Source organism: Kangiella japonica (assembly GCF_039523535.1).
Classification (GTDB): domain Bacteria; phylum Pseudomonadota; class Gammaproteobacteria; order Enterobacterales; family Kangiellaceae; genus Kangiella; species Kangiella japonica.
In genome coordinates this window covers 429,042-440,868 of record NZ_BAAAFM010000008.1, presented here as the reverse complement: position 1 = coordinate 440,868, position 11,827 = coordinate 429,042, and the positions used below count along the sequence as shown (strand labels likewise).

Annotated in this window: 11 protein-coding genes; all 11 read left to right on the top strand. The window is 43.1% G+C overall.

What is annotated here, in order from left to right; all coding sequences use genetic code 11:
* Positions 1–39: 39 nt before the first annotated feature.
* The 11 genes from prpB (at position 40) to ABD128_RS11060 (ending at position 11,806) form a co-directional block, all read left to right on the top strand.
* Complete coding sequence (prpB, locus tag ABD128_RS11110; RefSeq protein ID WP_343990312.1) at positions 40–918, top strand: methylisocitrate lyase; 879 nt, start codon at positions 40–42, stop codon at positions 916–918.
* A 188-nt stretch (positions 919–1,106) separates the two neighbouring features.
* Positions 1,107–2,252 (top strand): bifunctional 2-methylcitrate synthase/citrate synthase, encoded by a 1,146-nt coding sequence (prpC, locus tag ABD128_RS11105; protein WP_343990309.1) that lies wholly within the window; start codon positions 1,107–1,109, stop codon positions 2,250–2,252.
* 470 nt (positions 2,253–2,722) lie between these two features.
* Positions 2,723–3,208 carry a hypothetical protein gene (locus tag ABD128_RS11100; RefSeq protein WP_343990306.1) on the top strand — a complete coding sequence of 162 codons (486 nt, stop codon included), beginning with the start codon at positions 2,723–2,725 and terminating at the stop codon, positions 3,206–3,208.
* 23 nt (positions 3,209–3,231) lie between these two features.
* Positions 3,232–5,820 carry a Fe/S-dependent 2-methylisocitrate dehydratase AcnD gene (gene acnD, locus ABD128_RS11095; protein WP_343990303.1) on the top strand — a complete coding sequence of 863 codons (2,589 nt, stop codon included), beginning with the start codon at positions 3,232–3,234 and terminating at the stop codon, positions 5,818–5,820.
* A gap of 39 nt (positions 5,821–5,859) precedes the next feature.
* A complete protein-coding gene (locus ABD128_RS11090) occupies positions 5,860–6,468 on the top strand; it encodes a LysE family translocator (RefSeq protein ID WP_343990506.1) in 609 nt (202 codons plus the stop codon).
* A gap of 23 nt (positions 6,469–6,491) precedes the next feature.
* Positions 6,492–7,682, top strand: coding sequence for a 2-methylaconitate cis-trans isomerase PrpF (gene prpF, locus ABD128_RS11085; RefSeq protein ID WP_343990301.1), 1,191 nt, complete (start codon positions 6,492–6,494; stop codon positions 7,680–7,682).
* Between the two features lie 432 nt (positions 7,683–8,114).
* Complete coding sequence (locus tag ABD128_RS11080) at positions 8,115–8,624, top strand: PIN domain-containing protein (protein WP_343990298.1); 510 nt, start codon at positions 8,115–8,117, stop codon at positions 8,622–8,624.
* A 28-nt stretch (positions 8,625–8,652) separates the two neighbouring features.
* Positions 8,653–9,240, top strand: a complete 588-nt coding sequence (locus tag ABD128_RS11075) for a hypothetical protein (protein WP_343990295.1) — start codon at positions 8,653–8,655, stop codon at positions 9,238–9,240.
* A gap of 110 nt (positions 9,241–9,350) precedes the next feature.
* Positions 9,351–9,794: a hypothetical protein gene (locus ABD128_RS11070; RefSeq protein WP_343990292.1), complete on the top strand. Its 444-nt coding sequence runs from the start codon at positions 9,351–9,353 to the stop codon at positions 9,792–9,794.
* A gap of 11 nt (positions 9,795–9,805) precedes the next feature.
* Entirely contained in the window at positions 9,806–10,450 is a 645-nt protein-coding gene (locus ABD128_RS11065) for a nuclease-related domain-containing protein (protein WP_343990289.1), read from the top strand.
* Between the two features lie 327 nt (positions 10,451–10,777).
* Positions 10,778–11,806, top strand: a complete 1,029-nt coding sequence (locus ABD128_RS11060) for a Vgb family protein (protein WP_343990286.1) — start codon at positions 10,778–10,780, stop codon at positions 11,804–11,806.
* The last annotated feature ends 21 nt before the right edge of the window (positions 11,807–11,827 follow it).

Here is an 11,827-nt window from a genome sequence, read left to right as displayed (position 1 = left end):
CGACTCGCAATGACGGAATAATTAATAAGGCAAAGAATTATGAGTGCAGGTTTAAAATTAAGAAAAGCGGTTGAAGAAAATAATCCGTTACAGGTCATGGGAACGATTACGGCTTACGCGGCGCGTATGGCTGAGCAAGTAGGTCATAAAGCGGTTTACCTTTCTGGTGGCGGTGTGGCTGCTAACTCGTTAGGGATGCCGGATTTAGGTATTTCTACTGCTGAAGATTTATTAGTCGATATTCGTCGTATCACTGACGTTTGTAGCTTGCCGCTATTGGTTGATATCGACACTGGTTTCGGTGGTGCTTTTAATATCGCGCGCACTACGCGTTCTTTGATTAAAGCAGGTGCGGCTGGTTTCCACATGGAAGATCAAGTTGCGGCGAAGCGTTGTGGTCATCGTCCAAACAAAGAAATCGTCAGCCAGCAGGAAATGGTTGATCGTATTAAAGCGGCAGTTGATGCGCGTACCGATGAAAACTTCGTGATTATGGCACGAACTGACGCACTTGGTGTCGAAGGTATGCAGTCGGCGATTGATCGCTCCAACGCGTGTCTTGAAGCTGGCGCGGACATGATTTTCCCAGAAGCGATGAGTAAGCTGGAAGACTACAAGTACTTCCGTGAGCACGTAAACGCTCCAATATTGGCTAACATTACTGAGTTTGGCCAAACGCCACTGTTTTCGTGTGAAGAGTTAGGCGAGCAGGGCGTGGATATCGTTTTATATTGTTGTGGTGCATACCGTGCCATGAACAAAGCCGCTGAGACTTTCTACCGTGACGTTCTCGAAAAAGGTCATCAGCGTGATGTGGTAGAAATCATGCAGACTCGTGAAGAGCTTTATGAATACCTTGGCTACCATGATTATGAGCAGAAGCTGGATCAGCTTTTTGCCGAAGGAAAAGAAAAGTAAGTATTAAGTACGTCATTGATGAATGCAAAAACTCTATCTTATCTGTCATCCTGAACTAGATTCAGGATCTTTGTTAAGCTGGAGTAACCGTTTCAAGATCCTGAGTTAAACTCAGGATGACATGAATTTGCTAAGTCAGTGACGACTAGATAGAAACAGAATTTAAATTTAAAACAGGAGTACACAATATGAGTGAGTCAGTTTTACCAAAACCAAAAAAGTCGGTAGCCCTATCAGGCGTACCAGCAGGTAATACTGCCCTATGTACTGTGGGTCGTAGCGGAAACGATTTACACTACCGTGGTTATGATATTTTAGATTTAGCAGAAAACTGTGAGTTTGAAGAGGTTGCGCACCTGTTAATTCACGGCAAATTACCAAATGCTGCTGAGCTAAAAAACTACAAGCGTAAATTAAAAGCACTTCGTGGTTTACCAGCGCTAGTACAAGACGCACTAGAACTTATTCCTGCAAACGCACATCCGATGGACGTTTTGCGCACGGGTTGTTCGATTCTAGGTACGGTTTTACCAGAGCGCGAAAGCCAGCCAATGAACGAAGCAAAAGATATTGCCGATCGTTTAATGGCCTCTTTCCCATCAATGCTTCTTTACTGGTATCACTTCTCGCACAACGGTGTAGCGATTGAACTTGAGACTGATGAAGACTCTATCGCAGGCCACTTCTTACACTTATTACACGGCGAACCATGCCCTGATTCATGGGTTCGTGCGATGCAAATTTCATTGAACTTATATGCTGAGCATGAGTTTAATGCATCGACTTTCACTAGCCGCGTAATTACAGGTACAGGTTCAGACATGTACTCAGCGATTTGTGGTGGTATTGGTGCACTGCGTGGTCCTAAGCACGGTGGTGCCAACGAAGTCGCGTTAGACATCCAAATGCGTTATGACAATCCAGATCAAGCGGAAGCTGATATCAAAGAGCGTATCTCTCGCAAAGAAATCGTAATTGGTTTCGGTCACCCTGTTTACACTACGGGCGATCCTCGTAATGACGTTATCAAGAAAGTGGCTAAAGAATTATCGGTTGAGCAAGGTGATACTAACTTGTACAACATTGCAGAGCGCCTAGAAACAGTGATGTGGGACGAAAAGAAAATGTTCCCTAACTTAGACTGGTTCTCAGCAGTGTCATACAACAAAATGGGTATCCCAACGTCAATGTTCACGCCAATCTTCGTAATGTCACGAATTGCAGGCTGGTCAGCACACGTTATGGAACAGCGCGTAGACGGCAAGATTATTCGTCCAAGTGCTAACTACACGGGGCCGGAGCCGCGTGAGTTCGTTGGAATCGACAAACGTTAAAATGCTTTTTAGCGCCAATAGCAGCGTTACGCGGTGAATTTATTTTGGCCATTTACTAAGTGTAAACTCTCTCAATAAATTCACCACAAGCCTTGCTCTAAACGCTAAAATTCATTTTAGGTTTAAGGGGGCTGGTTTGTGGCGCTAAAAAATTGTTTAAGTGTTTCCATCGCCATATTTCCAGTCTTTGATATTGAGGTGAATGGCAACGCTAAAATTCACTTTAATAGAAAAGCAAACTAAGTCATTGCAAGGTCGCTTGCGACCGCGGTGCCCAACGGAAATGCCCTTGGGCGCAATCTTTTGAAGTGATGTGTGCAAGGTTATGAGATTGCTTCAGCCTAAAGGCTACGCAATGACTAGCATGACCTTCATCCTGAACTAGATTCGGGATCTTTTGTAAACTTTCAATCAAGGAATAGGGATATACGATGAAGTATCGTATTGGAATTATATTAATGGTGGTATCTATGGTTAGTTCTGCACAAGACGACTGGTATTTGGGTGTTTGGGCTATTGATACGGAAAAAAGCAAGGAGCAATCTAAGGGATTAGTCGGTAAAGAGAAGGACATGGCAGACAAGTTGCAAAAACATAGAGACGATAGTCTTTACGAAATAACAGAAGATTATTTCAGACTTTACAGTTTTTCTATGGCGGTTGCTTCTCCTAAGTTTGAGTATTTCACGGAAGAGAATAATGACGGTACTATAAAGTTACAGTCACTAGAAAGTAGTAGTGAGACATTTGATATAGGCCAAGACGAGCATGGCGTATATCTATTAATTACACACTTTAAGTATAAAAAGAAGGATGCTATGAACTATGCTTATGATGAAGACGGCAAGCTTGTCATCGAAGAGCAGAATTCAATAAAAGCATATTTAAAAGAATACGACGAAGAAATAGATTCGGAACACTTTGATAAATTTATTAAAGAGAAGCGTTACAAATAAATTTTTAAGAGACCTAAGGTATTATGAATACAAATTACAGAAAGAAACTCGAAGGTACTGATTTAGATTACTTCGATACGCGTCAAGCGGTTGAAGACATACAGCCAGGTGCCTATGACAAACTTCCGTACACTTCAAAAGTACTGGCGGAAAATTTAGTGCGTCGCTGTGATCCGGAAATGCTGACTGATAGCTTAAAGCAGATCATCGAGCGTAAGCGTGATTTGGATTTTCCATGGTTTCCAGCACGAGTCGTTTGTCACGATATCTTAGGTCAAACTGCGTTTGTTGACTTAGCGGGCTTGCGTGATGCTATCGCCGAAGGCGGTGGTGATCCTGCTCAGGTAAACCCTGTTGTGCCAACGCAATTAATCGTTGACCACTCGCTTGCTGTCGAACACGCGGGCTTTGAAAAAGATGCCTTCGAAAAGAACCGTGCGATTGAAGAGCGTCGAAACGAAGACCGCTTCCACTTTATCAACTGGTGTAAAACGGCGTTTAAAAACGTCAACGTAGTACCACCAGGTAACGGCATTATGCACCAAATCAACCTTGAGCGTATGTCGCCGGTAATCGAAGCCAGAGATGGCGTCGCTTTCCCAGACACGCTTGTCGGTACCGATAGCCACACTCCAATGGTAGACGCGCTTGGCGTTATCGCTGTTGGTGTTGGTGGTCTTGAAGCTGAAAGCGTTATGCTTGGTCGTGCCTCTTACATGCGTCTTCCAGACATCGTTGGTGTCGAGCTAACGGGTAAGCCACAGCCAGGAATTACGGGCACGGATATCGTGCTTGCGATTACTGAGTTCCTGCGTAATGAACGTGTAGTTTCAGCGTACTTAGAATTCTTTGGCGAAGGAGCTTCGCACTTGACGTTAGGCGACCGCGCGACAATTTCAAACATGACCCCAGAGTACGGCGCAACTGCTGGCATGTTCTATATCGATCAGCAGACGATTGACTACTTAACATTAACCGGCCGTGATGACGAGCAAGTAAAGTTAGTCGAAAAGTATGCTAAAGAAACCGGCCTTTGGGCTGACGCTTTAACCGAAGCAGAGTACGAACGCGTATTAAAGTTCGATTTATCCTCAGTCGTTCGTAACTTAGCGGGGCCATCGAATCCTCACGCGCGTGTTTCTACTACAGACTTAGCCGCCAAAGGTATTGTTAAAGATTACGAAATTGAAGAAGGCAAAATGCCGGACGGTGCTTGTATTATTGCGGCAATTACCAGTTGTACCAATACCAGTAATCCGCGCAACATGATTGCTGCCGGTATTATTGCGCGTAACGCGAATAAGCTGGGCTTAACGCGTAAACCTTGGGTTAAAACTTCTTTAGCTCCAGGCTCGAAAGCAGTTACTGCATACCTAGAAGAAGCGAACCTTCTGCCTGAAATGGAGAAGTTAGGTTTTGGTGTTGTCGGTTATGCCTGTACGTCGTGTAACGGTATGAGTGGTGCGCTTGACCCAAAAATTAAGCAAGAGATTGAAGAGCGTGACCTTTACTCGACAGCGGTACTTTCAGGTAACCGTAACTTCGACGGCCGTATTCACCCACACGCTGACCAAGCGTTCTTAGCATCGCCGCCATTAGTCGTTGCTTATGCTATCGCCGGTACCATTCGTTTTGATATTGAAAAAGGCGTACTAGGTACTGACCCAGACGGCAATCCAGTAACGCTTAAAGATATCTGGCCTACGGACGAAGAAATTGATGCGATTGTTGCTGAGTCAGTAAAACCACAACAATTCCGGGATGTTTATGAGCCAATGTTTAATGTCAAAGTTGATATGGGCGATAAGACAGACCCGCTATATGACTGGCGTCCAATGAGCACCTATATCCGCCGTCCTCCTTATTGGGAAGGCGCATTAGCTGGCGAGCGTACGATGAAGGATATGCGTCCGTTAGCCGTCTTAGGCGACAACATTACCACTGACCACTTATCGCCATCAAACGCGATTCAAAAGTCGAGCGCTGCAGGTGCTTACTTAGACTCGATGGGCGTTCCAGAAGAAGACTATAACTCCTACGCAACGCACCGTGGTGATCACTTAACGGCACAGCGTGCAACTTTCGCTAACCCTAAGTTACTGAACGAAATGGTTCGTAACGAAGATGGTTCGGTGAAACAAGGTTCGTTAGCGCGTCTTGAGCCAGAAGGCAAAGAAATGCGTATGTGGGAAACCATTGAAACCTACATGGAACGTAAGCAGCCGTTGATTATCGTCGCAGGTGCTGACTATGGCCAAGGCTCATCGCGTGACTGGGCGGCTAAAGGCGTTCGTTTGGCGGGTGTTGAAGTTATTGCTGCCGAAGGTTTTGAGCGTATTCACCGTACGAACCTAATCGGTATGGGCGTTTTACCACTTGAGTTTAAAGAGGGCACAACCCGCAAAACACTAAACATCGACGGCACAGAAACTTATGATGTTGAAGGCGATATCGCCCCAGGTGCGACCATGACCTTAGTCATCAAGCGCAAAGACGGTGAGCGAGTCGAAGTGCCAATGACATGTCGCTTAGATACCGCTGAAGAAGTAAATATCTATGAAGCAGGCGGTGTATTGCAGCGTTTCGCAAAAGACTTCTTGGCAGCGAGCTAAGAGTTTTGAACAGTCTGCTTCGTGTAAGCAAGTAAGGTGATGCTGGAGTCTCTCGCCACATTAGCGGCAGCTTCGGCATTACTGCTGGGTTCTCCGGGGCCAGTGCCTGTAGCTTTAGCAGCAACAGGCGCATCTTTTGGGTTTCGTAAAAGCGCGCCTTTTTTGCTTGGGATAATTTCAGGTTTAAGTGTGGTGCTATGCGCGACTCTGTTCGGGCTTTCTATTTTACTCAAGCAGTTCCCAGCAATTACCTTTACGTTACAAATACTGAGTTGCCTATATTTGCTTTATATAGCATATAAAATTGGAGCTGTGTCGAGTACTATTCAGCAGCGAGCATCAGAGGTACCTGGCTATAGAACGGGGTTTATCTTTAATATTATCAACCCTAAAGCCTATGCAGCTATGCTGACCCTATTATCGCAACCACTATTGGTCAGTAACGACTCTATAACAGTCCTACTAATAGCCAGTACTTGTATTTTGCTGGTTGGATTACTAGTCGATACTTTGTGGTTAGTATTGGGCGGCACGCTAAAACCAGTATTTAATAAAGGCAACCAACAAAGAGTGATACGCATTGTATTCGCACTGTTGATTTCATCCTTAGCCTTTTACGGGCTATTGAAAGTGATAATTTTTGATTAGATTGAACAATATTAGGATTTAGCATGAAGCACGAACCACAAATAAAAATTCCAGCCACTTATATGCGTGGTGGAACCAGTAAAGGTGTTTTCTTTAACCTAACGGATTTGCCAGAAGAAGCACAAGTTCCGGGCCCTGCACGTGATGCACTGTTATTGCGAGTGGTTGGAAGCCCAGATCCTTACGGAAAACATACTGATGGCATGGGCGGCGCGACGTCGAGTACCAGTAAAACGGTTATATTGTCGAAAAGCGATATCGCTGATCATGACGTGAATTATTTATTCGGTCAGGTTTCTATCGACAAGCCTTTTATCGATTGGAGTGGTAATTGCGGTAACTTAACCGCGGCAGTAGGCTCTTTCGCGATTAATAGCGGGCTCGTCGATGCTGATCGTATTCCTGAAAATGGTCATGCCGAAGTTCGAATCTGGCAGGCTAATATCGAGAAAACGATTATTGCTCATGTTCCGATCACCAATGGGAAGGTACAAGAAACCGGCGACTTTATTCTTGATGGTGTGACGTTCCCAGCGGCAGAAGTGCAGGTCGATTTTCTAGACCCAGCTGGTGAAGGTTCTATGTTCCCAACGGGTAATCTGATAGATGAATTAGAAGTGCCGGGTATAGGCACATTCAAAGCCACCATGATTACCGCGGGTATTCCAACGATTTTCTTGAATGCCGACGAAATCAATTTTAACGGTAAAACCTATAACGGCACCGAGTTACAGGAAGCTATTAATAACGACGACGAAGCGTTAGAAATGTTCGAAACGATTCGAGCGCATGGCGCAGTAAAGATGGGGCTTATCGAAAATATCGAAGAAGCGGCAAACCGTCAGCACACGCCAAAAGTCGCCTTCGTCGCACCGCCAGCAGACTACGTATCTTCTAGCGGTAAAAATATCAGCGCCAACGATATCGACCTCAACGTACGCGCATTGTCTATGGGTAAGCTACACCACGCCATGATGGGCACAGCCGCCGTAGCAATCGCAACAGCTTCCACCATTCCAGGTACGGTGGTGAACTTAGCTGCAGGTGGTGGCGAACGTCAAAGCGTTGTTTTTGGTCATCCATCGGGCACCTTAAAAGTTGGCGCAGAAACTGAACTACAAAATGACCAATGGATCGCCAAAAAAGTATTTATGAGCCGTAGCGCTAGAATCTTAATGGAAGGCTGGGTAAGAGTACCCGGCGATTGTTTCTAACTTTCCTTTTGTCATACCGCGGTACCAAGGGCACTTCCTTTGGTACGCTTACCGCGGACTAAATCGCAGGGAGCTATTTGAACAGCGCAGCTGGCACAAGTGTAATATAGGAGACCGAAGAAAATCCCTTTAGGGAGATGTATTTCATAATTCAGAGTCTTTCTTAAAGCCGCATTAAATTGCGGTTTTTTTTGCCTGATATTATTAGCTGCCCACCAGTTCTATAAACTCGCCAACAAGCTCGCCGAACGAGGCCATATCAGCACCCGCATTGAAAAAATTTTAGGATTAAACGCTTATAACTTGATGAAGGAAGTGTGGAAGTAAACTGATCTAATTTACTGATATTTAAGTCATATTTGCATTAAGCCACATTTGTCATGTGGTTTTTTTGTGGGACTATATTTGTATGGAGTACAAGAAAAATATGCTATGGCTGACAGAATACCTAATTTAAAGGTTATATTCGATACTAATATTCTATTTACCAAAGTTGCTTCTGACTTAGTTAGTAAGAATTTGAGGGATTTTATAAGTGAGAATTCAGAACATTCTGATTTGAATGTTGAGTGGTACCTGCCTCAGGTTGTAGTTAACGAACGTAAATTTCAAATGATTAAGAAAGCCAAGGACTTGCTTCCGTCATTGACGAAACTCGAAAGGTTGCTGGGTCATAAGTTTGCAGTTGGTGAGGATACGCTTGAATTACATGTGGATAAAGCAATTGAGAAAGGGGTGAGCGAGCATAGATTTTCTGTAGTCGACGTTAATACAAAAATTATCGATTGGGGTGAAATCATTAATCGCTCTGTGTCTCGCATGCCACCCTTTGAAGATTCAAGCTCAGAAAAAGGTTTTAGGGATTCTATAATCGCACATTCATTTGTGCAATTGATAAAAAATTCTCCTAAAACCCCATCAATATGCAGGCTACATCACTGAATTAACAAAAGACCGAAAGAATGTCAGGGTGCTATCTAAACTTGAGGACTTAGAAAGCTTGATAAACACGCTGGTTTCTGAGGTTAGTGAAGAGTTTGTAGATGAGTATTCTTGTAAAGCGGATAAGTTATTTTTTGAGGAGGATAATCAAAAGACACTATATTATAAAGAGGATGTTCAGGCTAAGATTAAAAGCAAATACGATGTGCAATTAAAGAAGTCATCAATAAGAGGGCTGGAGAAAAGTATTGGTAAATGGTTTATTAGCTCTCCAGTCTTTATAAAAAAAGAAAAGAACAAGATCACATGGGCAAGCGCCGTTGAACCAGAGTTTGAGCTTTATAGCTATAAGGTGGAAGCAGAGTCTAGCTATTTAGATACTAACCCTCATTTAAAAGCGTACTCTACAGTAAATCACTTAAACAGGCTTTACGAGCAGTTGATGGCTACGAAAATAGAGGGGAGAACTATAGTTACTGAGTATAAAGGAAGAGATTTGTTTGAAGTTATTTGGACTACAAATTTGTCAACCGCACAAAACTTAACATCCCCAAAAATTGTAAATATAAAATATAATGGCAATACTTTATCGGATGAAGATGGCCAAAGTATTTAACTTCAGTAAGCGTACCCTCGAAGGAACTTCGAGGTTTTAACTTGTAAGCAACCTCGATTACGGAAAGCTAATCGAGGTTACAAAGTAACTTTTATATGTAAAGGAACTATATGATCACTCAATCAATTTTATTAGTTTTATTCTCTAGTTTGACTCAACAAGTAACAGAGGCTTCGAGGGATATTTTCTTTTCTAAAAATCAAATGAATTTTAATCTTAATAAGTGCTTTGAACAGGCTTTAGTTAAAAAAAGTGACGAGCTAAAGCCTGTTGTTCGAGAGTTAGACTTAAGGATTAAATACCGCTGTAAAACTCTTTTAAATTACCGCTCTAGCTTAGAGTGCCAAACTACAGTTATAGAAAATAAAAGGTTGGCTCAGGCACCTTCTTTTAAACCAAAGTGGCCAAAGAATCAACGAAAGCTCGCTGATGTTGCTGATAATTGGACTAGAGAGATTACCTGGGATGCTAAAGGTAATGTTATGGAAGTTTCCCTGATTTCGGATGGAGGCTTATCTAATAAGCAACGAATCTGTTTTGGAAGAGCCTTTTAAGAGTTAATATTATGAGCTTTCAAAATGTAATTATTGGCTTTAGTTTGTTGTTTTTGTTTGGTTTTTTCTCGGGTTTAATTCTTGGACGTTTTCGAAGATATGCTGTCGAAAATGGAGGAGAGGCACTTGTAAGGCAAGCTCTCGTCAGATATTGCATTGGAGGGGAAGCTCATTTGTTAAGTAATGTAACCTTGAAGCTTGAAGACTGGACTACAACACAAGTCGATCATGTGTTGGTTTCTCGTAAAGGAATCTTTGTTATAGAAACCAAGCACTATAAAGGCTGGATCTTTGGGGCAGCTAAGTCCAAAGTCTGGACACAAACCATTTATAAAGAAAAGCATAAGTTTCAAAATCCGATTCATCAAAACTATAAGCATGTTAAGGCAGTTGAAAAGTTATTGGACTTTCTTGAACCTTCCTCGATTCATAATATTGTTGTGTTCAGTGGCGAAGCTGTTTTTAAAACACAGAAGCCTAATAATGTTTTCTATCTAAAAGAGCTTATATCAGCGATTGATGGTTATCCAGATGATGTTTTGAGCTTAAATCGAGTCCAATTTTGTGTAGGACGTTTAGAATATCAGCGTATGGCGCTTACTAGTGAGACAGATATCGAACATAAGGCTAATTTGACTCGGAGGTTTGGAAGATAGCTATATTAGTAGGGTGCGTCGTGACGCACCATTTGGATTGAAGGTCGCTAGATCCTGAATTACCTAAAGGTATTTCCTTTGGTCACTATTCAGGATGACAAGACATTAGAGGCGTAGCCTCGAAGGAACTTCGAAGTTTAAGGTAATTAGGGCGTATGCCCCCTCGATTACGACCAAAGGGAGTGCCGAGGTGCGCTCAGGCTAATCGAGGCTACGTGTAACTGTTTTTAAGTTCTATTTGTAAATCTCTAGCCTGTTAAGTCGTGCTTTGCTACTAAATTGTTTAATCTTTATACTGGCTCTAGGCTTTTTTATCATGGAGTCAGTATGTTTAGTCGTTATTTAGTTATTCCTTTTATATTCTCCTCTCTATTCTTTGTGTCTTGCGTTGCCCTAAGCTCAGACACTGAAAAGTCACCATCTTTAGATAAGTCTTCATTGCCATCTCTTTTAGAGCTTAAATCTTTTGAGGTCGAGTGGGGCGGTCGTCCACGTGATCCTGCGGTGGCACCTGATGGTATGGTGTGGTTTTGTGGTCAGGCGGGGAATTATATTGCGCGTTTAAACCCTGAAACGGGCGCTATGAAGCAGTTTTCGGTTCCAGAGGGTTCGCATCCGCATAATTTAATTGTGGCTAGTGACGGTGGCGTTTGGTACGCGGGCAATCAGAATGCTCATATCGGTCGGTTAGATCCGAAAACAGGCGACATTAAAAAATTCCCTATGCCGGAAGCGATCAAAGATCCGCACACCTTGGTGTTTGATTCAGATGAAAACATTTGGTTTACCGCGCAGCATTCAAACGCTATTGGGCACCTTAATACGAATAACGGTAAGGTTCGTTTTGTAACGGCCACAGAAAAAGGCTCTCGTCCTTATGGTATTAAGCTCGACTCGGAAGGTATGCCTTGGAGTGTATTGGTTGGAACTAATAAGCTGGCTCGTGTGAATCTTGAGAGTTTCACTATTGAGGAATTCGTTATTCCACGCGAAAAAGCACGTCCACGCCGTATTGAGATTACCTCTGATGATAATGTTTGGTACGTAGATTTTAATCGCGGTTATTTAGGGCGCTTTAACCCTGAGTCTGAAACGTTTACTGAGTGGTTGTCGCCAAATGGTCATGACAGTCAACCTTATGGTACCGCTCTAGATAGTGACGGACGTATTTGGATTGGTGAGACGGGTTCTTATCCCAATGAAATGCTAGCGTTTGATACAAACAAAGAAAAATTTATCAGCCAAACCACTGTTGCAAGTGGCGGCTCCATTCGTCATATGTTTTATGATGATGACAAAGACGTTTTCTGGTTTGGTGTGGATAGTGGCTTTATCGTTAGAGGCAAAGCAAAATAACACTCAAAGCCTCGAGTTCGT

Excerpts from the sequence above, each read along its gene's own strand:
- prpB (WP_343990312.1), top strand. The coding sequence starts at position 40 with ATGAGTGCAGGTTTAAAATTAAGAAAAGCGGTTGAAGAAAATAATCCG.
- prpC (WP_343990309.1), top strand. The coding sequence starts at position 1,107 with ATGAGTGAGTCAGTTTTACCAAAACCAAAAAAGTCGGTAGCCCTATCA.
- ABD128_RS11100 (WP_343990306.1), top strand. The coding sequence starts at position 2,723 with ATGGTTAGTTCTGCACAAGACGACTGGTATTTGGGTGTTTGGGCTATT.
- acnD (WP_343990303.1), top strand. The coding sequence starts at position 3,232 with ATGAATACAAATTACAGAAAGAAACTCGAAGGTACTGATTTAGATTAC.
- ABD128_RS11090 (WP_343990506.1), top strand. The coding sequence starts at position 5,860 with ATGCTGGAGTCTCTCGCCACATTAGCGGCAGCTTCGGCATTACTGCTG.
- prpF (WP_343990301.1), top strand. The coding sequence starts at position 6,492 with ATGAAGCACGAACCACAAATAAAAATTCCAGCCACTTATATGCGTGGT.
- ABD128_RS11080 (WP_343990298.1), top strand. The coding sequence starts at position 8,115 with ATGGCTGACAGAATACCTAATTTAAAGGTTATATTCGATACTAATATT.
- ABD128_RS11070 (WP_343990292.1), top strand. The coding sequence starts at position 9,351 with ATGATCACTCAATCAATTTTATTAGTTTTATTCTCTAGTTTGACTCAA.
- ABD128_RS11065 (WP_343990289.1), top strand. The coding sequence starts at position 9,806 with ATGAGCTTTCAAAATGTAATTATTGGCTTTAGTTTGTTGTTTTTGTTT.
- ABD128_RS11060 (WP_343990286.1), top strand. The coding sequence starts at position 10,778 with ATGTTTAGTCGTTATTTAGTTATTCCTTTTATATTCTCCTCTCTATTC.